The organism is Pseudomonas sp. AS2.8 (assembly GCF_014190935.1).
In the GTDB taxonomy this organism is placed as follows: Bacteria; Pseudomonadota; Gammaproteobacteria; order Pseudomonadales; family Pseudomonadaceae; genus Chryseomonas.
Window position 1 is genome coordinate 41711 of the sequence record NZ_JACHVV010000007.1, and the last position, 24280, is coordinate 65990.

Genomic DNA, 24280 nt, shown 5'->3' on the forward strand with positions numbered 1-24280 from the left:
CCGCCTCGTCTCCGCCCCAGGACGAGGTGGCGGCCGGCGGCCCTCGTCATCCATCCAGCGCGAGACTGCAAACGTGGACGGTATCTTTCTGCAACAACTGGTCAACGGCCTGACCCTGGGCTCGGTCTACGGACTCATCGCCATCGGCTACACCATGGTCTATGGCATCATCGGCATGATCAACTTCGCCCATGGCGACGTGTACATGGTGTCGGCCTATCTCGCCGCCATCGGCATCGCCCTGCTGAGCGTGTTCGGCCTGCATTCCTTCCCGGTGCTGATCCTCGGCACCCTGATCTTCACCGTGGTGGTCACTTCCGTGTACGGCTGGGCCATCGAGCGCATCGCCTACAAGCCGCTGCGCAACTCCACGCGCCTAGCGCCGCTGATCTCCGCCATCGGCATGTCGCTGATCCTGCAGAACTACGTGCAGCTCGCCCAGGGCGCGCGCCAGCAGGGCGTACCGACGCTGCTCGACGGCGCCCTGCGCCTGCACATCGGCGAAGGCTTCGTGATCATCACCTACACCAAGATCTTCATCATCGTGGCCTCCATCATCGGCATGGGCCTGCTCACCTACGTGATCCAGAAGACCACCCTCGGCCGCATGTGCCGGGCCACCCAGCAGGACCGCAAGATGGCGCAGATCCTCGGCATCAACACCGACCGGGTGATCTCCTACGTCTTCATCATCGGCGCGGCCATGGCGGCGCTGGCCGGGGTGCTGATCACCCTCAACTACGGCACCTTCGACTTCTATGCCGGCTTCATCATCGGCATCAAGGCCTTTACCGCGGCCGTGCTCGGCGGCATCGGCTCGCTGCCCGGCGCCATGCTCGGCGGGATCATCCTCGGCATCTCCGAAGCCCAGTTCGCCAGCCTGGTGAACTCGGACTACAAGGACGTCTTCAGCTTTTCGCTGCTGGTGGCGATCCTGATCTTTAGGCCCCAGGGGCTGCTCGGCAAACCCCAGGTCACGAAGGTGTAATCCATGAGTCAGACGTCTTCCTCCTTCGACCTCAAGGTCGTGCTGCGCGACACCCTCATGGTCGGCCTGGTCTCGCTGATCCTGTTCGGCCCCATCGTCGGCATCGTGCTCGACGGCTATGGCTACAACGTCCAGCCCGGTCGCGTCGGCATCATGGTCGCGGTGGTCATGGCCGGCCGCTTCCTGCTCAGCCTGTTCGGCCAGACCGCCAAGGGCCGTGACTGGATCGAGTCCTTCAAGCGCAACGACGGCGGCGTCCACGTGCTGCCGCCGGGACACAAGTCCAACCTCAGATTCATCCTGCCCATCATCATCCTGGTGGCCATCGCCTTTCCCTTCCTGGCCACCAAGTACTGGCTGACGGTGATCATCCTCTGCCTGATCTATGTGCTGCTGGGCCTGGGCCTGAACATCGTGGTGGGCCTGGCCGGCCTGCTCGACCTCGGCTACGTCGGCTTCTATGCCATCGGCGCCTACGGCCTGGCGCTGGGTTACCAGTACCTCGGCCTGGGCTTCTGGACCATGCTGCCGCTCGCCGCGGTGCTGGCGGCGGTAGCGGGGGCGATACTGGGATTCCCGGTCTTGCGCATGCACGGGGACTACCTGGCCATCGTCACCCTCGGCTTCGGCGAGATCATCCGCCTGGTGCTCAACAACTGGCTGGAAGTGACCAAGGGCCCCAACGGTATCGCCGCGCCTTCGCCGACCTTCTTCGGCATCGAATTCGGACGCCGGGCGAAGGAGGGCGGGGTGCCCATCCATGAGTTGCTGGGCATCAGCTACAACCCCAACGCGACGATGATCTTCATCTACACCGTGCTGTTCCTAGTGGTGCTGCTGGTGCTCTACATTAAGCACCGCCTGACCCGCATGCCGGTCGGTCGCGCCTGGGAAGCCCTGCGCGAAGACGAGATCGCCTGTCGCGCCATGGGTCTCAACCACGTGCTGGTCAAGCTCTCGGCCTTCATGATCGGTGCCTCCACCGCCGGCCTCGCCGGGGTGTTCTTCGCCACCTACCAAGGCTTCATCAACCCGGCCTCGTTCAACTTCTTCGAGTCGGTGCTGGTACTGGCCATCGTGGTGCTGGGCGGTCTGGGCTCCACCGTCGGGGTGGTGGTCTCGGCCTTCGTCATGACCCTGCTGTTCGAGCTGCTGCGTGAATTCGGCGACATCCGCATGCTGGTGTTCGGCGTGCTCATGGTGGTGATGATGATGTGGCGGCCGCGTGGCCTGATCCGTATCGCCCGCAGTGGCTTCGCGATTCGCAAGGGAGTGGCGCCGTGAGCGACAACATTCTGACCGTAAAGGGTCTGGGCATGAGATTCGGCGGCATCAAGGCCCTTTCGGACGTGAGCTTCGAGATCCAGCGCCAGTCCATCACCGCGCTGATCGGCCCCAACGGGGCCGGCAAGACCACGGTGTTCAACTGCCTGACCGGCTTCTACAAGGCCACCGATGGCGAGATCCGCCTGGACACCGCCGACGGTCGCTCGACCCGCGTCGGCAAGATCATGGGCGAGCGATTCCAGGCCACCGACTTCGTCAACCCGGTGCAGTTCGGCAGCCGGCTCTGGTACAAGATGTTCGGCGGCACCCACCTGGTGAACCGCGCCGGCCTCGCCCGCACCTTCCAGAACATCCGCCTGTTCAAGGAGATGTCGGTGGTGGAGAACCTGCTGGTGGCGCAGCACATGCAGTGCAATCGCAACCTCATCACCGGCATCCTCAACACCCCCGGCTATCGCCGGGCCGAGGAAAAGGCGCTGGACACGGCCTTCTACTGGCTGGAGGTGGTGGACCTGGTGGACCACGCCAACCGCCTGGCCGGCGAACTCTCCTACGGCCAGCAGCGCCGCCTGGAAATCGCCCGCGCCATGTGTACCCGTCCGGAGATCGTCTGCCTGGACGAACCCGCCGCCGGCCTCAACCCGGCCGAGACCGAGGCCCTGGCCGGGATGATCCGCCTCTTGCGCGACCAGCACCGCATCACCGTGGTGCTGATCGAGCACGACATGGGCATGGTGATGAACATCTCCGACCACATCGTGGTGCTGGATCATGGCCAGGTCATCGCCCGCGGCCTGCCGGCCGACATCCGCAACGATCCCAAGGTCATCGCCGCCTACCTCGGCGCCGAAGAAGAGGAGGTGGCATGACCACGCCGATCCTGGAATTCCGCAACGTCGACGTCTTCTACGGGCCGATCCAGGCCCTGAAGAGCGTCTCCCTGTCCATCAACGAAGGCGAGACGGTGAGCCTGATCGGCTCCAATGGTGCCGGCAAGTCCACCCTGCTGATGTCCATCTTCAGCCAGCCCCAGGCACGCAACGGGCAGATCCTCTACCGGGGCGAGGACATCACCCGCAAGAACGCTCACTACGTGGCCTCCAACGGCATCGCCCAGTCGCCGGAGGGACGCCATGTGTTCCCCGACATGACGGTTGAGGAGAATCTGCTGATGGGCACCATCCCCATCGGCACCCGCTGGGTGGACGAGGACATGCAGCGCATGTTCGAGCTCTTTCCGCGCCTCAAGGAGCGCCGCAACCAACGGGCCATGACCATGTCCGGCGGCGAGCAGCAGATGCTGGCCATCGCCCGGGCGCTGATGGCGCGGCCCAAGCTGCTGCTGCTCGACGAACCCAGTCTGGGCCTGGCGCCCATCGTGGTGAAGCAGATCTTCCAGATCCTGCGCGAGCTGGCGAAGAGCGGCATGACCATCTTCCTGGTGGAGCAGAACGCCAACCATGCCCTGCGCCTGTCCGACCGTGCCTATGTGATGGTCACCGGCGAGATCCGCATGACCGGCAGCGGCCAGGAGTTGCTGGCCAATCCCCAGGTGCGCGAAGCCTACCTGGGCGGCCACTAGCGGTGGCGGCGGTCCGCGGTCGCTGTCTGGTCGCGGGCCATGCCCGGGGACGCCTGGCCTGGGCGCCCCTGGGGTTGAGTTTTTGGGGTGGCGTCGATCCGGCCAGCGGCCGGGTGATCGATCGCCACCATCCCCTGCACGGCCTGGAACTGGCCGGACGCATCCTGGCCATTCCCAGCGGTCGCGGCTCCTGCACCGGCAGCGCCGTGCTCTTGGAGCTGTTGCTGGCGGGACGCGGGCCGGCGGCCTTGCTGCTGGCCGAGCCCGACGAAATCCTCAGCCTGGGCGCCATCGTCGCGGAAGAACTCTTCGGCTGCTCCCTGCCGGTCATCAGCCTGGGCGCCGAGGCCTTCGCGGCTCTCGCCGAGCAGGACGAGATCGCGGTGAACGATGGCTGGGTCGGCGCGCCCGGAGAGCTCTTTCCCGACACCGCTACCGAGATCCCTGCCGACGTGCAGCTCAGCGCGACCGACCAGGCCAAGCTGGCGGGCGCCGAAGGCCAGGCCGTCCAGGCGGCGATGAAGATCCTGGTGCGCATGGCGCACCTGCAGGGTGCTCGCGAGCTGCTCGACATCACCCAGGCCCATATCGACGGCTGCATCTACACCGGCCCGGCCAGCCTGGCCTTTGCCCAGCGACTGGTGGAGTGGGGCGGTCGGGTGCGGGTGCCCACCAGCCTCAATGCGGTGTCAGTGGATCAGCGCCGCTGGCGCGAGCAGGGTGTGGCGCCAGCGCTGGGTGAACCGGCCAGTGCCCTGGCCGAGGCCTATGTGGCCCTCGGCTGCCGTCCCACCTTCACCTGTGCGCCCTATCTGCTGGACAGCGCACCGACGCTGGGCGAGCAGGTGGTCTGGGCCGAATCCAATGCCGTGGTCTTCGCCAACAGCGTGCTGGGCGCGCGCACCCAGAAGTACGCCGACTTCCTCGACATCTGCACCGCCCTGACCGGTCGGGCGCCCCTGGCCGGCTGCCACCTGGACAGCGGCCGCCGCGCGGCCAAGGTCTTCCGGGTCGCCGTACCCGAGGGCCATGACGACGCCTTCTATCCACTGCTCGGCTACTGGATCGGCCTGCGTTCGCCCACCCGGATCCCCGCGGTGCTGGGGTTGGAGCATGCCCAGCCCAGCCGCGACGATCTCAAGGCCTTTGGCGCCGCCTTCGCCACCACCTCGGCGGCGCCGTTGTTCCATCTGGTCGGGGTGACCCCTGAGGCGCCGACCCTGGCTGCGGTGGCCGCACCCGAGCTGGAGGTCGAGGATATCAGCCTGGCCGATCTGCGCCAGGCCTGGGCCGAACTGGACAGCGCCGCCGCACGTGAGGTGCAGCTGGTGGCCCTGGGCAATCCGCACTTTTCCGCCGAGGAATGCCGGCGCCTGGCCGAACTCTGTCGCGGGCGGCAGCGGCATCCCGAGGTGGCCCTGGTGATCACCCTGGGGCGGGACGTGCGCGCAGCGGCCGAACGGGCCGGTAGCCTGGCCGAACTGGAAGCCTTCGGTGCCCAGCTGGTCGGGGATACCTGCTGGTGCATGCTCGGTGAGCCCCTGGTGCCGCCCCAGGCCCGTACCCTGCTGACCAATTCCGGCAAGTTCGCCCACTACGGCCCCGGCCTCACCGGTCGCGAGCTGCGCTTCGCCGGCCTCGCCGCCTGTGTCGAGGCGGCCTGCACCGGACTGGCGCCGGCCGAACCGCCTGTCTGGCTCACAGCGGCGGACTTATCCACCTGAAGCCCGGTCCGAGTTCTGTACAGGAATTCCGTGGATCGTCCTGTGGATAAGCTTGGCATAGCCGAGCGTGAGGCCCAGGGCGCCTGGCCTGGCGAGAACTGTTCAAAAATTCGCCAGTGCGCGGAAAATCGTGCAATACCAAGGCGTTATAACTGATCCGCTGGATTCCCGGCGATCTGAGTATTCGCCTGACCAATGCCCCTGAGCTATCGTGGGCCTCGGCCAAACTCCCTCGCAGAAGGAATCTTTCATGTCTTCGATCTTCATCACCGGTGCCACCTCCGGCTTCGGCGCCGCCACCGCTCGCCGCTTCGCCAAGGACGGCTGGTCGATCGTCATCACCGGCCGCCGCGAGGATCGCCTGCACGCCCTGGCCGAGGAGCTGTCCGGGCAGGCCAAGGTGCTGCCGCTGGTGCTGGACGTCCAGGATCGCACGGCCGTGGAAGCCGCGGTCGCCGGCCTGCCGGAGGAATTCAACCAGTTGCGCGCCCTGGTCAACAACGCCGGCCTGGCGCTGGGCAACACGCCGGCGCAGAGCTGCGACCTGGACGACTGGGACACCATGGTCGATACCAACATCAAGGGCATGCTCTATTGCACCCGCCTGCTGTTGCCGCGACTGATCGCCCATGGCGCCGGCGCCGGCATCGTCAACCTGGGCTCCGTCGCGGGCGACTATCCCTATCCGGGCAGCCACGTCTATGGCGCCACCAAGGCCTTCCTCAAGCAATTCAGCCTGAGCCTGAGATCCGACCTGCTGGGCACCGGGGTGCGGGTGACCAACATCGAGCCGGGCCTTTCCGAAAGCGAGTTCTCGGTGGTGCGCTTCGGGGGCGACAAGGCCAAGGCCGATGCCGTCTATGCCGGCACCGAACCCCTGACGCCGGACGACATCGCCGAATCCATCCACTGGACGCTGAACCAGCCCAGGCACGTCAACATCAACCGCATCCAGCTGATGGCGACCTGCCAGGCGTTCAGCAACTTCAATATCCACCGCAAGAGCTGATGGCGTTCGCCTAGAGTACCTTGACCGCCCGGCCGATGAACTGGATCGGCCCGGTGGGTCGCCCGGTGGGCGAGCCGCCCTGGTCTTCCAGGGTGAGTTCGAACAGCTGATTGGCTTCCAGCGGCGGCAGCTGGTCCAGCGGCACCTGCAGGGTACGCCCCGGCTGGACCAGACCCAGAGATACCGGGCCCTGCCAGGCATCGGCCTTGGTCCAGAATTGCAGCGTCTTGCCGCTCGGCACGGCGTCGCGCCCCAGGGGAATCAGCTGCAGGTCATGGGCGCTGGCGGTCTGGATCACCCAGCCGGGCGTCCGATCACTGGGCGCCGCCAGCACCACCAGGTAGCTTGGCGTGGGTACCGGGCGCATCAGCAGCAGCACGGCGAGCACCAGGCTGGCGGCCAGTCCTGCCGCACTCAGGCCCTGCCAGAGCGCCAGGCGTCGCCACAGCGACTCGCGCCGGATGACGACCCGCGTGTCAGCCTCACCCAGACTGCGCTCGATGCGCGGCCACAGATTCGCCCCGGGTTCGACGGGTGGCACCCACTCGGCGAGGGGCTGCAGGCGGGCCTCCCAGCGCGCCACCGCGGCGGCCAGCCGGGTATCCGTCGCCAGCGCACCCTCCACCTGACGACGCTCCTCGGCGTCCAGGGTACCGAGCACATATTCGCCGGCCAGACGCTCGCGCTCTTCGTCCGGGGGCAGGGCGGTGTCGCTGTTCATGTCATGCACTCCCTGAGCGCCTTGAGACCACGCGTGATCCAGCTCTTCACCGTGCCCAGCGGTGCCTGCAGGCGCTGGGCGATCTCGCCGTGGGAGCAGCCGTCCAGGTAGGCGGCCAGGATGGCCTCCCGGCGCGGCGCTTCCAGATTCTGCAGGCAGCCCTCCAGGCGGCGGCCGTCGGCCTCCCGCGCCGGATCGGCCGGTTCGGCCAGGGGTTCCCAGTCGTCCGCCAGGGGCACCAGGCGCTGGCGATCGCGCAAGGCGTTGAGCGCCAGGTTGCGTGCCACGCTGCACATCCAGCCACGCGCCGAACCGCGCTCCGGGGCGAACCCGGCGGCGCCCCGCCAGATGCGCAGAAAGGCATCGTGGAGGATGTCCTCGGCCAGCCCACGATCGCGCACCAGGCGGAGGACGATACCCAGCAACAGCGGCGCCTCGCTCTGGTAGAGGCGCTGCAGGGCGGCGCGCTCGCCCCGGGCACAGGCGGCGAGCAGGGCGGCTGGATCAGGAGAGCGGTCGGTCACGAGGGCGCGCCAGGCTGGGGACGCCAGGGTGGCGACCGGATCAGCCGAGCCTAGCCGATCCGCTCCTGGCTGTCCCCCGGACCTCAGCCCTTCTTCCAGAACAGATAGTCGGCCTGGTAGTTCACAGTCTGCTGTTCGCCCTTGTTGGCCGAGGTGCAGGCCTTGGCCGGGGCGACGCCACCCTTGAGCGCGGTGCGCTGGATATAGGTGGTGCCCTGGAAGGCACCCTTGCCCTCGGCGGGCGCGGCTTCCACCAGCTGATAGGGCAGGTTGCCGGCGCCGGCGGGGGCGATGGCCAGTTGCTTGCCGATCACCTTGGAGCCGTCGCTGGCTTCCCAGGTAGCGGGCGGACCGTAGTAGCGCCCCACCTGCTTGCCCTGGCGATCATGCAAGTCGGCCTTGGGGCCGACAAAGAACCACTCGGCCTGGCCGGGCATGTCCTTCTTGTCGCGGCATTCGTAGACGATGGTGCCCTTGCCCACGGTTTCCAGCATGAGGCTGTTGCCGGCGGGGACGCGGACGGCCTCGGGCAACTCGCCCTGCGCCAGCAGCGGGGTACTCAGCAGGGCGGTCAGGGCCAGGATGCTGCAACGGCTAGAGGTGTTGTTCATGCGCTTGCTCCGGATTGAGAAGGGGCACAGTCGGCTGGACTGTAGGGGCTATACCCGGCAGCCGGCGCCTTGGATGCAGCTGTCATGAAAAATTTTCAATTCGGCGGCATAGTCGCCACCGCCTCGCAGCCGAACCGCTCTGTCCTGCGGCTCCTGTCAGCCTGCCGTCAGCCTGGTTTCAGCGATCCCTAAGGTTGTTCGGCGATAGTGGCGCCGGGTCGCGAGCCCATCCTTCCCAGCCTGCCGGAGTCCTGCCGCGTGTCGTCCATCCCGAGTCTGGCGCGCCTGCGCCTCGAAAGCCTGGCGCTGTGTCTGCTGGCGATGCCGCTGTTCACCCTGGGGCTGTGGGAGCAGCCCTTCATCGGCTTCGACGGCCGCTTCGCGCTGTTCGCCCAGGAGATGTTTCGCCACGGGGCCAGTGCCTTTCCGACCAGCTACGGGCAGCCCTACCCCGACTATCCCGCCACCTCGACCCTGCTGATCGACGTCTTCGCCCAGCTGTTCGGCGAGGTCAATCGCCTGGCCACGGTGATTCCCACCGCCCTGGCCTCGGCGGCCATCGTCGGGCTGCTCTATCGCCTGCTGGCCGAGCGGTCCCGCGCCTGGGGCCTGCTGGCGGTGCTGGTGCTGCTGCTCACCAATGGCTTCCTCGCCAAGGCCCGCTCCATCTGTCTCGATCAGTTCGTCACCCTGGCGGCACTCGGTTGCTTCTATCTGCTGTGGAGCGCCGACCAGCGCGGCCTGTCCCGGCGGCGCGCCCTGGTGTTCCTGTGCCTGGCCGCCGGCTTCGCCGTGCGTGGGCCACTGGGCCTGATCGAGCCCTGTGGCGTGGTCTGCGTCTACTGGCTGGTGCAGGGCGACTGGCGACGCAGTTTCGGCTACGGCCTGGTGGGGGCCGTGGTGCTGGCGCTGTGCTGCGCCCTGCTGTTCGGCCTGGCCTGGCGTACCGGCGGCCCAGTCTTCGTCGAAGACGTGCTGCGCATGCAGGTCTCCGGGCGACTGGACGATACCGACGGTGCCGGCTATCCCTGGTGGTACTTCCTGCAACTGGGTCTCTACCGCTACGCCCCGGCCTTTCCCCTGGCGCTGCTGGCCCTGCCGACGCTGAGGCACCACTGGCGGCTGCGCCAGGCCCGGGCGGACAGTCGCCTGCTGCTCCAGCTGGCCGCCTTCGCCACGCTGATCCTGGTGGCCCTGTCCATTCCCACCTTCAAGAAACCCTATTACATCCTGCCGGCCATTCCGGCCTGCGCCGCCCTCGGCGCCTGGGTGCTGCTGCAGGGGCAGGGCGCCCTGGCCTGGGTACGGCGGCTGTTCCTGCCGTTGCTGGTGATCTTTCCGGTGGTGCTCGGGGTGCTGGTCAAGCTGCAGCAACCCCGGCTGCAGGCCGCGGGCTGGTGGCCCGAGCTGGACCTGCGCTTCCTGCTGGGTGCCTTCGCCATCCTGACGCTGTTCGCCCTGGTGGCCGCCTGGCGCGAGCGCGGGGCCTTCCGCCTGGGCATGCCCCTGGCCGCGGCGGCCCTGGCGCAATGGCTGCTGGTGGTGCTGGCACTGGATCCGATGCAGGCGCTGCGCTACGACACCCGCGCCTTCGTCACCCGCCTGGAAAGCCTGCGCCAGGGTGAACCGGGGCAACTGGTGTTCTTTGGCCTGGGCCAGGACACCAAGGCCTTCCGCTATCTGATGAATCTCGACTACGACGTGCCCCTGCCGACCTTCCTCGACGTCGGCCAGGCCGGGCAGCTCGCCCAGGTCACCCGACCCGCCTATGTGCTGCTCGACGCCGACAGCCAGCCCGCTCTGACCGGCACCCCGCTGGCCAGCCGCCAACCGGTGCTGGAAGGCCGCTTCAACGACAATCGCTGGCAGGCCTACTACCTGCCCTGAGGCCGCTGTGATGACCGATTCACCCGATTTCAAACGTCGCCGGCTGTGCCTGGCGCTGGCCGGTCTGCCGCTACTGGCCGCCTGCAAGCCGACCCAGCGCTATGGCCTGCCGGAACATCGCGCCCACTGGTTCGAACGGCATGCCTTCGCGCCGCTGGCGCCGCTGCCGTCGCGCAGCAGCTTCGTGCTCGGTGTCCTGCCCGATACCCAGTACTACAGCGAGAACAACCACGAGATGCTGCCCAACGGCCGGCGGGTGGAGCGCTATGGCCATCTGGGCTATCCGCCGGCGCTGGCCTTTCATGCCCAGACCCATTGGCTGGCGCACAACGCCGCGGCGCTGAACCTGCCGTTCGTGGTGCACCTGGGCGATCTGGTGGAAAACGCCGAGCAGCGCGGCGAGTGGGCCCTGGCCAGTCACGCCATGGCACGCCTGGAGCAGGCCGGGGTGCCCTACAGCGTCATGACCGGCGACCATGATGTCGTCGAGCTCTACACCGAGGACCGCCTGCGCGATGGCCGCGAACTCTTCACCCAGTATTTCGGCCGCGAGCGGGCGGCGCGCCAGGCCACCTTCATCGAACGCGACGTCACCGGACTCAACGAGGCCCATCGTTTCTCGGCGCTGGGGCAGGGCTTCCTGCTGCTGACCCTGGACTGGTGCCCGTCGGACCAGAGTCTGGACTGGGCCCAGGGCATGCTGGATCGCTATCCGCACCTGCCGACCATCCTGGCCTCGCACAACATCGTCGATCTGGTGAACGGCCAGCCGGTGCTTTCCACCCGGCGCAACGACACCGGGGTACGCCTGTGGAATCGGCTGATCCGCCGCAACGACCAGATATTCCTGACCCTCAACGGCCACAACCACGGCAGCGGTCATCTGCAGATGACCAATGACCTGGGCCATCCGGTGGATCTCCTGCTGATCAACTACCAGACCGAATACGCCGGCGGCAACGGCCTGCTGCGCCTGCTGGAACTGGACCTGGCGCGGGGCCGGCTGGAAGCCTTCACCTATTCGCCCTGGGTCGCCTATCGCCAGCAGAGCGGCGATCTGCCGGTGCGGCTGGGCAGTGATCCGCGCGACACCTATACGGCCGAGGTGCTGGCGCCCCTGGCGTCGCCGCAGTTCGACAACAGATTCGTGCTCGAGGTGGATTTCGCCACGCGCTTCGCCGGCTTTGGCGGCTATACCGCGCAGTTGCCGGCGGTGGCGGAAGAGGGCGTGCTGGCGCGATTGCGCCAGCAGTTGGGGATCGCCTGAGAGCCTGTTTAAAGGCTTAGGCGGCTAACAGCCAGCCACCGGCCACGGCCGTGGCGACGCCGGCGAGTCGTACCAGCGGCGTGGCCGCCTGGGGCAGGTAGCGCACCACGGCATAGCCCAGGCCATGCAGGGTGGCGGTGGCGGCGACGAAGCCCAGGGCATAGGCCCAGGGATTGCCCATCTCCGGCAATTCCAGACCGTGGGCCACGCCATGGAACAGGGCGAAGGCGGCGGTCAGGCCGACGGCGGCGGCCACCGGCGGACGGGCGGCCAGGGCCACCAGCAGACCCAGCGCCAGCACCGAGGCGGCGATGCCGGTCTCCAGCAGGGGCAACTCGACCCCGGCGAAGCCCAGCAGGCCGCCGATCAGCATGGTGCCGACAAAGGTGCAGGGCAGCGCGAGGCGCGCCTTGCCCTGCTGCTGGGCGGCCCAGAGCCCCACGGCGAGCATGGCCAGCAGGTGGTCGAGACCGGTCAGGGGATGCAGCACCCCAGCGGCCAGGCCATTCTCGGCATGACCCGGATGGGCGAAGGCCAGGGCCGGGGCGAGCAGCAGGGCGGCGGTGGCGAGGATCTTGGCGTGTTTCATGGGGGCTCCTTAAGTGATGAAATCCTGGACTCAGGCGGCGGTCAGCAGACCCTGCTTCTCGATGAAGGCGATGATCTCTTCCAGCCCCAGGCCGGTCTTCTGGTTACTGAAGACGAAGGGCTTGTCGCCGCGCATCTTGCGGGTATCGCGATCCATCACCTCCAGGGAGGCGCCGACCTGCTCGGCCAGGTCGATCTTGTTGATCACCAGCAGATCCGACTTGCAGATGCCGGGGCCACCCTTGCGCGGCAGCTTGTCGCCGGCCGAGACGTCGATGACGTAGAGGGTCAGGTCGGACAGCTCCGGGCTGAAAGTGGCGGACAGGTTGTCGCCGCCGGATTCCACCAGGATCAGGTCCAGGCCGGGAAAGCGGCGGTTGAGCTGGTCTACCGCTTCCAGGTTGATGGAGGCGTCTTCGCGGATGGCGGTGTGCGGGCAGCCACCGGTCTCCACTCCAAGGATGCGCTCGGGCGCCAGAGCCTCGTTGCGCACCAGGAAATCGGCGTCTTCGCGGGTGTAGATGTCGTTGGTCACCACCGCCAGGTTGTAGCGCTCGCGCAGGGCGCGGCAGAGGGCCAGGGTGAGGGCGGTCTTGCCGGAGCCGACCGGTCCGCCGATACCGACACGCAGGGGTTGAGTAGTCATCAGGGGATCTCCTAGGAACGGAACAGGCGGCTGTACTGCCGCTCGTGGGCCATGCTGCTGAGCACCAGGCCGAAGGGGGCGCCGCCCCAGTTCGCTTCGGGCAGGGCAGCGGCCTGCTCGGCCACGGCGGTCAGGGTCGGCAGCAGAAGGGAGGTGAGGCGCTGGGCCGCTTGCTGGCCCAGCGGCAGGGTTTTCATCAGCACCGCCAGCTGATTCTCCAGCCAGGTCCACAGCCAGGCGTCCAGGGCCGCTCGTGGTGCGATCGCCCAGGCCCGGGCAGCCAGCGCCCAGCCGAGAGCGAAGGTCGGCGCCAGTTCGCCGAGCAGGCGGCGGCTGGCGTCATCCAGCTCCGGCAGACCGAGCAGCAGTTGCGCCAGGGAATAGCCGGTCTGGCGACTTTCCAACTGGAATTCCGCGGTCTCGCGACTAGCGCGATGCTGGTCGGCCAGCTCGCTCAGGCGCAGCCAGTCGCCCGCCGCGGCGGCTTGGCAATGGGCCAGCAGCAGCGGTGCTTCGAAGCGCGCCAGATTGAGTTCGAGATTGTCGCGCAGCCAGACCTCGGCCTCCGCCGCGCTGCGGATCAGGCCGCTGTCGATGGCCAGTTCCAGTCCCTGGGAATAGCTGTAGCCGCCAATCGGCAACTGGGGACTGGCCAGGCGCAGCAGCGCGAAGGGCGAATTCACGTGCGCACGCCGAAGTGGTGCAGCTTGGGTGCGTAGTTGAAGCCTTCCTCGCCATGGCGCGAGTGATGGTGACCGCCGCCGTAGGCACCGTGCTCGGGCTGGAAGCCGGCCTCGATCTCGCTGACCCGGGCGCCGAGCTGCTCCAGCATGGCCTTGAGCACATAGTCGTCCAGCAGGCGCAGCCAGCCGTCGCCAATCTGCAGAGCGACGTGGCGATTGCCCAGGTGGTAGGCGGCGCGGGTCAGTTCGAAGGCGCTGGCGCAGGTTACATGCAGCAGTTTTTCCGGCCGGGCAACGACCCGCACGATTCGGCCATCGCGGGCTTCGAGACAGTCGCCATCGGCCAGCGGCGGTTGCCCGCGCTCGAGAAACAGGCCGACGTCCTCGCCAGCGCTGGTGGTGGCTCTCAGGCGGCTCTTGCTGCGGGCGTCGTAGGTGAGGTGGAGTTCGGCGTCCCAGGTATCCCGGGACGCGCAGCGGCTTTGGACGACCAGCATGGCAGGACTCTTGGCAGTTTTGCCCAGCTCTACAGCAAGGGGCCTGCCAAGGCGCGCAAGTCGCCTGGTTCTGGGGCACTGCAAGTTGACCTGGTGTTCAGGTTGCTCTTATTTGGTGCGCCATTGCATCGGCTAGCAGGGCTACGCCCTCCTTTGGGGCATTGGCACGCTCGCCGCGCCGCCAGTGCTTGCTGCCGATCAGGATCAGCTTGAGTTGCTGCACCATCTTCGCCGCCGGCCAGAGCGGTGGCGGTGTGGTCAGCGGCGGCGGATCGATCAGCTCCGGCAGGGTGGCGAACACCGTCTTCACCACCAGGTCGGCCAGCACATCGATCTGCGACGGACTCAGGTGGGGCAGCCGACCCAGGGCGAGCAGGTCACGTGCCAGGTCTTGGGTGATGCGCTGACGCAACTCGGCGATGGCCTGGCGCACGGCCTGGGAGCCGCCGTATTGCTCGCGGGCGAGAAAGAGGAACTGATCGCGGTTGTCGCTCACGGCGCCGAGAAAGATCTCCACCGAGGCCTCGATCATGCCGCGCTGCTGCAATTCGTGATGGCGCACCTGGCGCAGGGCGTCGCGAAAGGTGTCGCCCACCTCGGCCACCAGGGCCAGGCCGAAGGTCTCCATGTCGCTGAAGTGGCGATAGAAGCCCGCCGGGACGATGCCGGCCTGACGACTCACCTCGCGCAGGCTGAGACTGCCGAAGCCGCGACCGCTGTTCATCAGCAGGCGCGCCGATTCCAGCAGCGCCTGGCGCGTTTGCAGCTTCTGCTGGGCACGGATCGACATGGAGAGATTCCGGAAGACAAGGCGGCACTGTAGCAAAGGATGCCCCTGCTGACTCCAAGGGTTTTCCGTGACCGCCGGGTGGTAGGCTCTGCCCCCGGGCCCACCCTGTAGAGCGCCATGAATCTCGACAACCGCATCAAATTCCGGCATCTGCTGTGCTTTCTGGAGATCGCCCAGCAGCGCAGCTTCGCCAAGGCCGCCGATGCCATCGCCGTGTCCCAGCCGGCCATTTCCAAGACCATCCGCGAACTCGAGGAGATCCTCGAGGTACGCCTGTTCGAGCGCGGCAAGGGCGAAGTGACCCTGACCGAGGCGGGCCTGCTGTTTCTGCGCCACGCCGGTCCCTGCGTCCAGGCCCTGCGCGAGGGCATGCAACTGGTGCGCGGTGGCGAGGCCGGCGGCCTGGTGCGGGTCGGGGTCCTGTCGACAGTGGAAAGCCAGGTGCTGCCCGAGGTCCTGATGCGCCTGCATGACCGTCATCGCCAGCTCATCGTCAACGTCGCCACCGGTCCCAGCGCCTACCTGCTCGGGCAGTTGCGCGTCGGCGACCTGGATCTGGTGGTCGGTCGCATGACCGACAGTCCCGACATCCATGGCCTGGATTTCGAACACCTCTATACCGAAGCCCTGACCCTGGTGGTGCGCCCGGGACATCCGCTGAGCCAGGCGCTACCGGCGGACCTGGCGACCCTGGCGCGCTATCCCCTGGTGCTGCCGTTGCCCGGTACCACCATCCGCCGCCACGCCGAGAGTCTCTTCGTCCAGTGCGGCATTCCGCTCAGTCCCCAGCGGCTGGAAACCCTGTCGCCGACCCTCAGCCGCCAGTACGTCCGCCAGAGCGAAGCCCTATGGATCGCCCCGCTGGATGCGGTGCGCCGCGACCTGGCCAGCGGCGAACTGGTGGAGGTGGAGCTTGGCGTGCGCGAAGCCGGCGGCTCGGTCGGCATCTGCCGCAATGGCAGCGTGTCCCTGTCGCTGGCTACCCAGAGATTCTGCGACGTCCTGCGCGAGGTAGCTAAAGAGCTGACCCATAACCACTAGGTTATGGGGAAGAGTGCAGCTTTCAATTCAGCCAGGCGGCGCCCTGGGCCACACTGGGATCAGCCAGCCCCTGGCCCCGATCCTTCCGTGGAGCATTCCAATGCATAACAAGCCCCACGACGTTCGCTACGTCGCCCGTGATCGCACCTGGCATCCCCAGGCCTATACGCCCACCTACAAATCCTCGATTCTCCGCTCGCCACGCCAGGCGCTGGTCAGCCTGCAGCACCAGACCGCGTCCGAGCGCAGCGGCCCGGACTTCTCGCGGCTGCCGCTGGGGCCGCACGACAACGACCTGCTGCTCAACTTCGGCACCGGCCAGTTGCCCCAGGGCGAACGCATCATCCTGTTCGGCACCCTGCGCGATCAGTTCGGCAAGCCGGTGCCCAACTCCCTGGTGGAGATCTGGCAGGCCAACGCCGGCGGTCGCTACCGGCACAAGAACGACGTCTATCTGGCGCCGCTCGATCCCAACTTCGGCGGTGTCGGCCGCACCCGTACCGACAGCCAGGGCAACTATGTCTTCCGTACCGTCCGCCCGGGTCCCTATCCCTGGCGCAACGGCAGCAACGACTGGCGCCCGGCGCACATCCACGTCTCGGTCATGGGGCCGGCCATCGCCACCCGGCTGATCACCCAGCTCTATTTCGAGGGCGATCCGCTGATCCCGCTGTGCCCCATCGTCAAGTCCATCGCCGATCCCGACGCCGTCCAGACCCTCATCGCCCGCCTGGACATGAGCATGGCCAATCCCATGGACTGCCTGGCCTATCGCTTCGACATCGTCACCCGCGGCGCGCGGCAGACGTTCTTCGAACATCACTGAGGACGCCGACATGACCCCCAACCGCCACGACCTGCTGCCGGAAACCCCCTCCCAGACCGCCGGCCCCTACGTTCACATCGGCCTGGCCCTGGCCGCCGCCGGCAACCCCACCCGCGAGGTCGAGATCTGGAACGAGCTGGCCAAGCCCGGCGCCCCCGGCGAGCACATCCTGCTTACCGGCCAGGTGTTCGACGGCAACGGCAACCTGGTGCGCGATTCCTTCCTGGAGTTCTGGCAGGCCGATCACCAGGGTCAGTACGATCCGGTCTACGACGTGGAAAAGGCCTTCAACGGCTTCGGTCGCACCGCCACCACTTTCGACGCCGGTGACTGGACGCTGCACACCATCAAGCCCGGCCAGGTCGTCGACCAGCGCGGCCAGCCCATGGCGCCGCATATCAACGTCACCCTGTTCGCCCGCGGCATCAACATCCACCTGCAGACCCGCCTCTACTTCGACGATGAAGCCGAGGCCAACGCCCGCTGCCCGGTCTACAACCTGCCGGAACCGGAGCGCCGGCCCACCCTGCTGGCACGTCGCTGCGAAATCGATGGCCGCCTGGCCTATCGCTTCGATATCTACTTGCAGGGCCCGCAGGAAACCGTCTTCTTCGACATCTAGCCCTCCGGACAGCAAGAAGCCCTGCCAAGGCAGGGCTTTTTCGTGGGCGCCAGCCGCAGGTCAGATGCGGTAGGTGGTCTTGGTCATCACCTTGGACACCAGGCTCATGCCGTATTTGACCGGCGTGGGAAAGCGCCAGCCACCGGCCGCCAGGGCATGCTCGGCGTGCTGTTCTTCATCGATGCGCATCTGTTCCAGCACCGCGCGGGACTTAGCGTCGGCCGCTGGCAGCTTGTCCAGGTGCTCGTCCAGATGGCGGCAGACCTGATCCTCGGTGGCGGCGACGAAGCCCAGGCTCAGGCGATCGCTGATCAGGCCGGCACCGGCGCCGATCCCGAAGGACAGGCCGTAGAACAGCGGATTGAGCAGGCTCGGACGCTCACCCAGGGCGCGTATGCGTTGCTCGCACCAGGCCAGGTGATCGATCTCTTCGTCCGCCGAACGCTCCATTTCTTCCCGGACCTCAGGCAGCTTGGCGGTCAGCGCCTGACCCTGGTACAGCGCCTGGGCGCAGACCTCGCCGGTGTGGTTGATGCGCATGAGGCCGGCCGCATGACGGCGTTCCTCGTCGCTCAGCTCGGCGTCCTTGAGCGGAATGGCCGGCGAGCTGCGGGTGGGAGCGCCACTGAAGGGCGTCAGGGTACGCAAGGCGGTATCGGCCTGGATCAGCAGTCGATCGAGGGGGGAGTAGAGGCGCTTGGATCTCAAGGTGATCTCCTTGGCGGGCGAAGGGAGGACAGGGTGTGGCTCAGCCCGGAGGCCAGGTCATCTGCCGCTTGCCCAGCACATGCATATGGATGTGATAGACCGTCTGGCCACCCAGGGCGTTGCAATTCATCGCCACGCGGAAGCCTTCCTCGCAGCCCTGCTCCTGCGCCAGGCGCTGGGCGGTGAAGAGGATATGGCCGGCGAGCTGCTTGTCATCGGCCTCGCTGAGGTCATGCAGGGTCGCGATGTGCTTCTTGGGGATGACCAGAAAGTGCACGGGCGCCTGCGGGGCGATGTCATGGAAGGCCATGACCTGATCGTCCTCGTAGAGCACCTTGGCCGGAATGTCCCCGGCGACGATCTTGCAGAACAGACAATCCACGTCGATCTCCTGCTGGCTGAATAGACCCCGAGTGTACCAGCGGCTACCGCCCGCAGGCAGGTACCGCTGGCGGGATCACCCTTACGCGGGTTGAAAGAGTTTGCCGATCCGCACCGCGGCTGAACGCACCAGGGCACGGGGGAAGAAGCGTGGCAGCAGACTGCCCAGGCGATTGCGCCAGCCCGGGACGATCACCGCCTGGCGTCTTTCCAGTCCGCGCACCGCGGCCAGGGCCACCTCCTCGGCGGACATCAGCAGCTTGCTCTGCTCCATGCGCCCGGTGTGCAGCCCGGCATTCTTGAAGAAGGCGGTACGGGTCGGCCCGGGGCAGAGCACCGAAACCGACACCCCCCGCTTCTTGAGTTCCTCGCGCAGGCCCTCGGAGAAGTGCAGCACATAGGCCTTGGTCGCCGCATAGCTGCTCATGTAGGGAATGGGCTGGAAGGCCGCGGTCGAGGCGACGTTGAGAATCTGGCCACCCCCCTGGATGGCCATGTGCTGGCCCAGGGCATGGCACAGGCGGGTGAGCGCCAGGATGTTCAGCTCCAGTTGCTCCTGCACCCGCGGCCAGTCGGCGGCGAGAAAATCCCCGCCGCTGCCGATCCCGGCGCAATTGACCAGTAGGCCGATGGCTCTCTCGCTCTGCTCCAACTCGTGCAGCAGCCCGGTCAGGTGCAGCGGCTCCGCCAGGTCGCAGACCCGGTACAGCACCTCCACGTCGAAGCGCTGCGCCAGTTCGGCGGCGATGCTCTCCAGCTTGTCCTTGCGCCGCGCCAGCAGGATCAGCGGCTGACCCCGCCGCGCCAGGGCCTCGGCCAGGGCCAGGCCGATCCCGCACGAGGCACCGGTTACCAGGGCATAACGCTGCATACTGCTTTCTCCAGGAAAACGCCGGTCGCCGGCGGATTCGCCGCGCACCTAGTAGGGTTTGACCACCACCAGGATGACGATGGCGATCAGCACCAGTACCGGCACCTCGTTGAACCAGCGGTAGAACACATGACTGCGCTTGTTTTCGCCGCGCTCGAATCTCTTGCGCATGGCGCCGCAGACATGGTGATAGCCGATCAGCACCACCACCAGCGCCAGCTTGGTGTGCATCCAGCCCTGGGTCAGCCAGCTCGGATTGATCACCAGCAGGCCGATGCCGAACAGCAGCGTCAGGATCATCGCCGGCAGCATGATGCCGCGATACAGCTTGCGCTCCATCAGGCAGAAGCGCTCGTGGCTCACGGCGTCACTGCTCTGGGCGTGATAGACGAACAGGCGCGGCAGATAGAACAGGCCGGCGAACCAGCAGACCAGGGCAATCAGGTGGAAGGCTTTCAACCAAAGATAGAGCATCGGGGCGTTCTCCTTATCGGGCGGCGCGATATTAGAGTGGCGCTGCCGGCAAGTCATTCACTCCGGTCATCTCGGCCAGACTCCCGTGGTCGCGCAATAGTTGACCCTTTTGCTAGGGCAAGCGGATAATTTCCCGACTGAATTGTGTTCGGCGCAAGCCGGGAGACTACGGCAATGACCATTGAAACCTTCACCCCGACCCCCCTGCAGTTCACCCTGGGCGCGGCCAGCAAGGTGAAGAACCTGATCGAGGAAGAGGGCAATCCCCGCCTGAAGCTGCGCGTCTTCGTCACGGGTGGCGGCTGCTCGGGCTTCCAGTACGGCTTCACCTTCGATGAAGATTCCGCCGACGACGACACCGTCATCGAGCGCGATGGCGTGCACCTGGTGGTGGATCCCATGAGCTTCCAGTACCTGGCTGGCGCCGAGGTGGACTACCAGGAAGGCCTGGAAGGCTCGCGCTTCGTCATCAAGAACCCCAACGCCGCCACCACCTGTGGCTGCGGTCAGTCCTTCTCCATCTGACCCGGCAGCCCCTTCGGCCCAGCGCGCTGGCTAGTGCGGGTAGTGCGCACCCAGCACGCGAAGGCCTCGGGCGCCGGTGACTTCCGGACAATTGCCGGGCAGGCGCTCGCAGAAGCGCTGCGCCAGCCAGGCAAAGGCCATGGCTTCCATCCAGTCCGGCGAGACGTCATAGGCTGCGGTGCTCTGCACCACGGCTGGCGCCAGCTGCCTGGCCAGACGCGCCATCAGGTCCCGGTTGTGCGCCCCGCCGCCACACACCAGCACCTCCTCCACCGGCTGGGCGGCCAGGATGCTCTCGGCAATGCTGCGAGCGCTCAGCTCGGCCAGGGTGGCCTGGACATCCGCCGGATCCAGCGCCTCATGCTGGGCGAGCTGTCCCTGTAGCCAGGGCAGATTGAAGTGCTCGCGCCCGGTGCTCTTTGGTCCGCTCTTCATGAAGAAGGGATCGCTCAGCAACCGTTGCAGCAGCGCCGGCACGACCTGTCCCTGCGCCGCCCACGCGCCATCGGCGTCGAAGAGTCGCCCCTGGCTGTGGTGGATCCAGGCATCCAGCAGCACATTGCCCGGTCCGCAATCGAATCCCCGTACCGGCAGACCCGGCGCCAGCAGGGTCACGTTGCTGAAGCCACCGATATTGAGTACTGCACGCGGGCAGTCCAGGCCAAAGAGATCGGCATGGAAGGCCGGGACCAGGGGCGCCCCCTGGCCACCGGCGGCCAGGTCGCGACGGCGGAAGTCGGCGATGACATCGATGCCACTCAACTCGGCCAGCAGGGCGGCATCGCCGATCTGCAGGGTGTAGCCCTGCGCCGGCAGATGGCGGATGGTCTGGCCATGGCTACCCACGGCGCGGATATCCGTGGGGGTCAGCCCCTGCTGCGCCAGCAGTTCGGCGATACCCTGGGCGGCCAGCCTGACCCAGGCCTGTTCGGCCCGGGCGATGCGCTCGATCTCGTTGTCGCCGGGCGCGCACAGCGCCAGCAGCTCGCAGCGTAGCGCGTCCGGCATGGGCACGCCCAGAGCGGCGACGAATCGGGTCCGCTCGTCCTGTTCGATCAGGGCGATATCCAGTCCGTCCAGACTGGTGCCGGACATCACTCCCAGGTAGCGCTCCATCTCAGCGCTTGTTCATCGCGAGCAGAGAGGCACGTTCCTGGTCCATGCGGGCCATGAGCGGCTGGCTCTGCGCGAGGAAACGCGAGATCTCGTTCTTGGCGATGGGGTCGGCCATGGGCAGCTTCACCCCGAGCGGATCGACGTGGTTGCCATTGATGCGGAACTCATAGTGCAGGTGCGGACCGGTCGCCAGGCCCGTCATGCCCACGTAGCCGATCACCTGGCCCTGCTTCACCGACGCGCCGGCCTGCATGCCCTTGGCGATCCGGCTCATGTGGCCATAGACGGTGGTGTAGGTCTTGCCGTGCTGGATCATCACCACGTTGCCGTAGCCATTCTCGCGACCGGACTTGGCGATCTTGCCGTCGCCGGTGGCATGGATCGGCGTACCGGTAGGCGCGGCATAGTCGACGCCCTTGTGCGCACGCATCTTGTTCAGCACCGGGTGGAAACGGCCCATGGTGAAGCGCGAGCTGATCCGCGAGAACTCCACCGGGGTACGGATGAAGGCCTTGCGCATGCTGCCGCCTTCCGCCGTGTAGTAGTTGGTGGTGCCGTTCTTGGCGGTGTAGCGCACGGCCGTGTAGGCCTTGCCCTTGTTGACGAAGCGGGCGGCCAGGATGTTGCCATAGCCGACGTGCTTGCCATTGACCACCTTGTCCTCGTAGACCACCTCGAATTCGTCGCCTTCCTGGATGTCCAGCGCGAAGTCGATGTCGTAGCCGAAGATGGTGGCCAGCGCCATGGTCATGTCATGGGACAGTCCGGCCTTCTGCGCCGAGGCGAACAGCGAACTGCTGATCCGACCCTGGGCATAGGCCTTGCGGATGTCCGGGGTGACGGTCTTGTGCTCGACCTCGTAGCCCTGGTCGGCCTTGACCAGCGACAGGGTCTGCAGCGCGGTGAGCTTGGTACGCACTGCCAGCAGGTCGCCCGAATGATCACGCTGGAATTCGATCTTCTGACCCACCCGCAGGCGAGTCAGCTTCTTGGCTTCCTTGCTGCTGGCCAGCACTTCGTGCACCACGGCAGCGGCCAGGCCGGCCCGCTCGAACAGGGTCGAGAGGGTGTCGCCCTTGCGCACGGTTTCGGTCTTCCACTGCGGCTCGACGCGTTCCGTGGCGGCAACTTCTTCTTCGGCAGGCGCTTCCTCGGTGGTCTGCGCTTCCGTCTGCTCCGGGGCTACCTGGGCAAAGGGGGAGGGGGACTGGGTGTCCGCGGCTTGAGTATCTGCGAGCACTTGCTCCTTCAGGTCATCCTGACCCTGCACGACGCGCCGGGCGTCCTGTTCAACATCCAGATTGATGGAAGTGCGTTTCGCCTCGACCTGCTGAGAGGGAAACACGAGCAAGGCCAGACTCAAGAGTGCGGCCACCCCGCTGGCGGCCACGAGGTGGCTTTTGGGGTAGAACGGACTTTTGGGGATTGGCTTCGTCATTTAGCTGAAGTGATGATCTGACGTTAAAAGAAGTGAATAACTGCCTAAAATATAATCAAAATCTGGCTGTCACAACCCTTTGGGGTGGTGATCCGACGTGCCGGCTGGCGGCTACCAGGGGCATCTTGATAAGGTTCACGCTTTCGAAATTCAGAGGCGAAGCCCCCATGAAAACGGTCCAGGAGCAGCTGGCGGTCATCAAGCGTGGAGCAGATGAGCTGCTTGTCGAGTCAGAGCTTGTAACAAAACTGGAGCGCGGCACCCCGCTGCGTATCAAGGCAGGCTTCGATCCGACCGCTCCGGATCTGCACCTTGGCCACACCGTGCTGATCAACAAGCTGCGCCAGTTCCAGGAGCTGGGCCACCAGGTCATCTTCCTGATCGGCGACTTCACCGGCATGATCGGCGACCCCAGTGGCAAGAGCGCCACCCGCCCGCCGCTGACCCGCGAGCAGGTGCTGGAGAATGCCGAGACCTACAAGGCCCAGGTGTTCAAGATCCTCGATCCGGCCCGTACCGAAGTGGCCTTCAATGCCACCTGGATGGATCAGCTGTCGCCGGCCGACTTCATTCGCCTGTCTTCCCAGTACACCGTGGCGCGCATGCTCGAGCGCGACGACTTCAGCAAGCGTTACGCAAGCAACCAGTCCATCGCCATCCACGAGTTCCTCTATCCCTTGGTCCAGGGCTATGACTCCGTCGCCCTGCGCGCCGATGTCGAGCTGGGCGGTACCGACCAGAAATTCAACCTGCTCATGGGTCGCGAACTGCAGCGCGCCTATGGCCAGGAAGCCCAGTGCATCCTCACCATGCCGCTGCTCGAAGGTCTGGACGGCGTGAAGAAGATGTCCAAGTCCCTGGGCAACTACGTCGGCATCCAGGAAGCGCCGGGTGTCATGTACAACAAGCTGGTGTCCATTCCCGACACCCTCATGTGGCGCTACTTCGAACTGCTCAGCTTCCGCAGCCTGGAAGAGATCGCCCAGTTCCGCAGCGACGTTGCGCAGGGCGCCAATCCCCGCGACATCAAGATCAAGCTGGCCGAAGAGATCGTGGCCCGCTTCCACGGGGAAGAAGCCGCCCAGACCGCCCACCGTTCCGCGGGCAACCGCATGAAGGATGGCGAGTTGCCGGAAGACCTGCCGGAAGTCGAGCTGGAAACCGATGCCGCGCTGCCGGTCGCTGCCGTCCTCAACAAGGCTGGACTGGTGAAGAACGCTGCGGCAGCCCGCGATCTATTGGCAGCGGGTAGCGTCAAGGTGGATGGCGAGGTGGTCGATCGCGGCTTCCTGTTCGAGATCGGCCGTACCTATATATGTCAGGCCGGCAAGAAGGCCTTTGCCCGCATCAGCGTCCGTCAGCAATAAATTTGAAATAACCTGTTGACCTGCTCTGAAACTCCCCTATAATGCGCCCCACTTCCGGCGCAGATGCTGAAGGGGCTTGAAAATCAAGCACTTAGGTCTGAGTCGGG

General features: G+C 66.4%; 27 protein-coding genes. 13 read left to right on the forward strand and 14 right to left on the reverse strand.

From position 1 onward, the window contains the following. Positions 1-73: 73 nt before the first annotated feature. The 6 genes from FHR73_RS21915 (at position 74) to FHR73_RS21940 (ending at position 6590) form a co-directional block, all read left to right on the forward strand. The gene (locus FHR73_RS21915) at positions 74-988 is read left to right on the forward strand and encodes an ABC transporter permease subunit (RefSeq protein WP_017640614.1); all 915 of its coding nucleotides are present in this window, start codon (positions 74-76) and stop codon (positions 986-988) included. 3 nt (positions 989-991) lie between these two features. Further along, positions 992-2272: a high-affinity branched-chain amino acid ABC transporter permease LivM gene (gene livM / locus FHR73_RS21920; RefSeq protein WP_183634035.1), complete on the forward strand. Its 1281-nt coding sequence runs from the start codon at positions 992-994 to the stop codon at positions 2270-2272. After that, complete coding sequence (locus FHR73_RS21925) at positions 2269-3144, forward strand: ABC transporter ATP-binding protein (protein ID WP_017640612.1); 876 nt, start codon at positions 2269-2271, stop codon at positions 3142-3144. The genes livM and FHR73_RS21925 overlap by 4 nt, the downstream gene beginning before the upstream one ends. Continuing rightward, a complete protein-coding gene (locus FHR73_RS21930) occupies positions 3141-3857 on the forward strand; it encodes an ABC transporter ATP-binding protein (protein ID WP_059313382.1) in 717 nt (238 codons plus the stop codon). The genes FHR73_RS21925 and FHR73_RS21930 overlap by 4 nt, the downstream gene beginning before the upstream one ends. Positions 3858-3859: 2 nt before the next feature. Then, positions 3860-5581, forward strand: a complete 1722-nt coding sequence (locus FHR73_RS21935) for an aconitase X (RefSeq protein ID WP_183634036.1) — start codon at positions 3860-3862, stop codon at positions 5579-5581. Positions 5582-5831: 250 nt separating this feature from the next. Continuing rightward, complete coding sequence (locus FHR73_RS21940) at positions 5832-6590, forward strand: SDR family oxidoreductase (protein WP_183634037.1); 759 nt, start codon at positions 5832-5834, stop codon at positions 6588-6590. A 10-nt stretch (positions 6591-6600) separates the two neighbouring features. Here FHR73_RS21940 and FHR73_RS21945 read toward each other — a convergent pair whose 3' ends face one another. The 3 genes from FHR73_RS21945 to FHR73_RS21955 all read right to left on the reverse strand — a co-directional run bounded on the left by FHR73_RS21945 (position 6601) and on the right by FHR73_RS21955 (position 8446). Beyond that, entirely contained in the window at positions 6601-7311 is a 711-nt protein-coding gene (locus FHR73_RS21945) for an anti-sigma factor domain-containing protein (RefSeq protein WP_183634038.1), read from the reverse strand. Further along, positions 7308-7835, reverse strand: a complete 528-nt coding sequence (locus tag FHR73_RS21950) for a sigma-70 family RNA polymerase sigma factor (protein WP_183634039.1) — start codon at positions 7833-7835, stop codon at positions 7308-7310. The genes FHR73_RS21945 and FHR73_RS21950 overlap by 4 nt, the downstream gene beginning before the upstream one ends. 83 nt (positions 7836-7918) lie before the next feature. Continuing rightward, positions 7919-8446, reverse strand: coding sequence for a DUF3455 domain-containing protein (locus FHR73_RS21955; protein WP_183634040.1), 528 nt, complete (start codon positions 8444-8446; stop codon positions 7919-7921). A 258-nt stretch (positions 8447-8704) separates the two neighbouring features. Between FHR73_RS21955 and FHR73_RS21960 the strand changes: the two genes are divergently transcribed. After that, complete coding sequence (locus FHR73_RS21960; RefSeq protein ID WP_311630806.1) at positions 8705-10333, forward strand: glycosyltransferase family 39 protein; 1629 nt, start codon at positions 8705-8707, stop codon at positions 10331-10333. 10 nt (positions 10334-10343) lie between these two features. Further along, positions 10344-11600 carry a metallophosphoesterase gene (locus tag FHR73_RS21965; RefSeq protein WP_183634042.1) on the forward strand — a complete coding sequence of 419 codons (1257 nt, stop codon included), beginning with the start codon at positions 10344-10346 and terminating at the stop codon, positions 11598-11600. A gap of 16 nt (positions 11601-11616) precedes the next feature. Here FHR73_RS21965 and FHR73_RS21970 read toward each other — a convergent pair whose 3' ends face one another. The 5 genes from FHR73_RS21970 to FHR73_RS21990 all read right to left on the reverse strand — a co-directional run bounded on the left by FHR73_RS21970 (position 11617) and on the right by FHR73_RS21990 (position 14804). Further along, positions 11617-12189, reverse strand: a complete 573-nt coding sequence (locus FHR73_RS21970) for a HupE/UreJ family protein (protein ID WP_183634043.1) — start codon at positions 12187-12189, stop codon at positions 11617-11619. A 30-nt stretch (positions 12190-12219) separates the two neighbouring features. Beyond that, entirely contained in the window at positions 12220-12834 is a 615-nt protein-coding gene (gene ureG, locus FHR73_RS21975; protein WP_007162627.1) for an urease accessory protein UreG, read from the reverse strand. Positions 12835-12845: 11 nt separating this feature from the next. Then, the gene (locus FHR73_RS21980) at positions 12846-13517 is read right to left on the reverse strand and encodes an urease accessory protein UreF (RefSeq protein WP_183634044.1); all 672 of its coding nucleotides are present in this window, start codon (positions 13515-13517) and stop codon (positions 12846-12848) included. Further along, positions 13514-14014 carry an urease accessory protein UreE gene (gene ureE / locus FHR73_RS21985; RefSeq protein WP_183634045.1) on the reverse strand — a complete coding sequence of 167 codons (501 nt, stop codon included), beginning with the start codon at positions 14012-14014 and terminating at the stop codon, positions 13514-13516. Before ureE ends, FHR73_RS21980 begins: the two co-directional genes overlap by 4 nt. Before the next feature lie 97 nt (positions 14015-14111). Continuing rightward, positions 14112-14804, reverse strand: coding sequence for a TetR family transcriptional regulator (locus tag FHR73_RS21990; protein WP_183634046.1), 693 nt, complete (start codon positions 14802-14804; stop codon positions 14112-14114). Between the two features lie 117 nt (positions 14805-14921). Between FHR73_RS21990 and pcaQ the strand changes: the two genes are divergently transcribed. The 3 genes from pcaQ (at position 14922) to pcaG (ending at position 17293) form a co-directional block, all read left to right on the forward strand. Next, positions 14922-15845 carry a pca operon transcription factor PcaQ gene (pcaQ, locus tag FHR73_RS21995; RefSeq protein ID WP_183634047.1) on the forward strand — a complete coding sequence of 308 codons (924 nt, stop codon included), beginning with the start codon at positions 14922-14924 and terminating at the stop codon, positions 15843-15845. Positions 15846-15945: 100 nt separating this feature from the next. Then, a complete protein-coding gene (gene pcaH, locus FHR73_RS22000) occupies positions 15946-16671 on the forward strand; it encodes a protocatechuate 3,4-dioxygenase subunit beta (RefSeq protein WP_183634048.1) in 726 nt (241 codons plus the stop codon). A gap of 10 nt (positions 16672-16681) precedes the next feature. Beyond that, positions 16682-17293: a protocatechuate 3,4-dioxygenase subunit alpha gene (pcaG, locus tag FHR73_RS22005; protein ID WP_183634049.1), complete on the forward strand. Its 612-nt coding sequence runs from the start codon at positions 16682-16684 to the stop codon at positions 17291-17293. 60 nt (positions 17294-17353) lie between these two features. Here the strand turns inward: pcaG and coq7 are convergent, their stop codons facing one another. The 4 genes from coq7 to hemJ all read right to left on the reverse strand — a co-directional run bounded on the left by coq7 (position 17354) and on the right by hemJ (position 19727). After that, positions 17354-18001: a 2-polyprenyl-3-methyl-6-methoxy-1,4-benzoquinone monooxygenase gene (coq7, locus tag FHR73_RS22010; protein WP_133863070.1), complete on the reverse strand. Its 648-nt coding sequence runs from the start codon at positions 17999-18001 to the stop codon at positions 17354-17356. 40 nt (positions 18002-18041) lie between these two features. Beyond that, positions 18042-18383, reverse strand: a complete 342-nt coding sequence (locus tag FHR73_RS22015; RefSeq protein ID WP_017642985.1) for a histidine triad nucleotide-binding protein — start codon at positions 18381-18383, stop codon at positions 18042-18044. Between the two features lie 81 nt (positions 18384-18464). Continuing rightward, positions 18465-19253, reverse strand: coding sequence for an SDR family oxidoreductase (locus FHR73_RS22020; protein ID WP_183634050.1), 789 nt, complete (start codon positions 19251-19253; stop codon positions 18465-18467). 48 nt (positions 19254-19301) lie between these two features. Further along, positions 19302-19727, reverse strand: a complete 426-nt coding sequence (hemJ, locus tag FHR73_RS22025; RefSeq protein ID WP_058792657.1) for a protoporphyrinogen oxidase HemJ — start codon at positions 19725-19727, stop codon at positions 19302-19304. A 174-nt stretch (positions 19728-19901) separates the two neighbouring features. Here hemJ and erpA point away from each other — a divergent pair, with 174 nt between their 5' ends. Beyond that, complete coding sequence (gene erpA / locus FHR73_RS22030) at positions 19902-20252, forward strand: iron-sulfur cluster insertion protein ErpA (protein WP_007162616.1); 351 nt, start codon at positions 19902-19904, stop codon at positions 20250-20252. Between the two features lie 30 nt (positions 20253-20282). Here erpA and FHR73_RS22035 read toward each other — a convergent pair whose 3' ends face one another. Next, entirely contained in the window at positions 20283-21368 is a 1086-nt protein-coding gene (locus FHR73_RS22035; protein WP_183634051.1) for an anhydro-N-acetylmuramic acid kinase, read from the reverse strand. Position 21369: 1 nt separating this feature from the next. Next, complete coding sequence (locus tag FHR73_RS22040) at positions 21370-22806, reverse strand: peptidoglycan DD-metalloendopeptidase family protein (RefSeq protein WP_183634052.1); 1437 nt, start codon at positions 22804-22806, stop codon at positions 21370-21372. A 167-nt stretch (positions 22807-22973) separates the two neighbouring features. On the opposite strand from FHR73_RS22040, the gene tyrS reads away from it, so the two are divergent. After that, the gene (gene tyrS, locus FHR73_RS22045; RefSeq protein WP_183634053.1) at positions 22974-24173 is read left to right on the forward strand and encodes a tyrosine--tRNA ligase; all 1200 of its coding nucleotides are present in this window, start codon (positions 22974-22976) and stop codon (positions 24171-24173) included. Positions 24174-24280: the final 107 nt, after the last annotated feature.

What these genes read in the sequence shown, in the direction of transcription:
- livM (WP_183634035.1), top strand. Translation starts at nt 992, where the DNA reads ATGAGTCAGACGTCTTCCTCCTTCGACCTCAAGGTCGTGCTGCGCGAC.
- FHR73_RS21930 (WP_059313382.1), top strand. Translation starts at nt 3,141, where the DNA reads ATGACCACGCCGATCCTGGAATTCCGCAACGTCGACGTCTTCTACGGG.
- FHR73_RS21940 (WP_183634037.1), top strand. Translation starts at nt 5,832, where the DNA reads ATGTCTTCGATCTTCATCACCGGTGCCACCTCCGGCTTCGGCGCCGCC.
- FHR73_RS21945 (WP_183634038.1), bottom strand. Translation starts at nt 7,311, where the DNA reads ATGAACAGCGACACCGCCCTGCCCCCGGACGAAGAGCGCGAGCGTCTG.
- FHR73_RS21955 (WP_183634040.1), bottom strand. Translation starts at nt 8,446, where the DNA reads ATGAACAACACCTCTAGCCGTTGCAGCATCCTGGCCCTGACCGCCCTG.
- FHR73_RS21965 (WP_183634042.1), top strand. Translation starts at nt 10,344, where the DNA reads ATGACCGATTCACCCGATTTCAAACGTCGCCGGCTGTGCCTGGCGCTG.
- FHR73_RS21970 (WP_183634043.1), bottom strand. Translation starts at nt 12,189, where the DNA reads ATGAAACACGCCAAGATCCTCGCCACCGCCGCCCTGCTGCTCGCCCCG.
- ureG (WP_007162627.1), bottom strand. Translation starts at nt 12,834, where the DNA reads ATGACTACTCAACCCCTGCGTGTCGGTATCGGCGGACCGGTCGGCTCC.
- ureE (WP_183634045.1), bottom strand. Translation starts at nt 14,014, where the DNA reads ATGCTGGTCGTCCAAAGCCGCTGCGCGTCCCGGGATACCTGGGACGCC.
- FHR73_RS21990 (WP_183634046.1), bottom strand. Translation starts at nt 14,804, where the DNA reads ATGTCGATCCGTGCCCAGCAGAAGCTGCAAACGCGCCAGGCGCTGCTG.
- pcaQ (WP_183634047.1), top strand. Translation starts at nt 14,922, where the DNA reads ATGAATCTCGACAACCGCATCAAATTCCGGCATCTGCTGTGCTTTCTG.
- pcaH (WP_183634048.1), top strand. Translation starts at nt 15,946, where the DNA reads ATGCATAACAAGCCCCACGACGTTCGCTACGTCGCCCGTGATCGCACC.
- pcaG (WP_183634049.1), top strand. Translation starts at nt 16,682, where the DNA reads ATGACCCCCAACCGCCACGACCTGCTGCCGGAAACCCCCTCCCAGACC.
- FHR73_RS22020 (WP_183634050.1), bottom strand. Translation starts at nt 19,253, where the DNA reads ATGCAGCGTTATGCCCTGGTAACCGGTGCCTCGTGCGGGATCGGCCTG.
- hemJ (WP_058792657.1), bottom strand. Translation starts at nt 19,727, where the DNA reads ATGCTCTATCTTTGGTTGAAAGCCTTCCACCTGATTGCCCTGGTCTGC.
- erpA (WP_007162616.1), top strand. Translation starts at nt 19,902, where the DNA reads ATGACCATTGAAACCTTCACCCCGACCCCCCTGCAGTTCACCCTGGGC.
- FHR73_RS22035 (WP_183634051.1), bottom strand. Translation starts at nt 21,368, where the DNA reads ATGGAGCGCTACCTGGGAGTGATGTCCGGCACCAGTCTGGACGGACTG.
- FHR73_RS22040 (WP_183634052.1), bottom strand. Translation starts at nt 22,806, where the DNA reads ATGACGAAGCCAATCCCCAAAAGTCCGTTCTACCCCAAAAGCCACCTC.
- tyrS (WP_183634053.1), top strand. Translation starts at nt 22,974, where the DNA reads ATGAAAACGGTCCAGGAGCAGCTGGCGGTCATCAAGCGTGGAGCAGAT.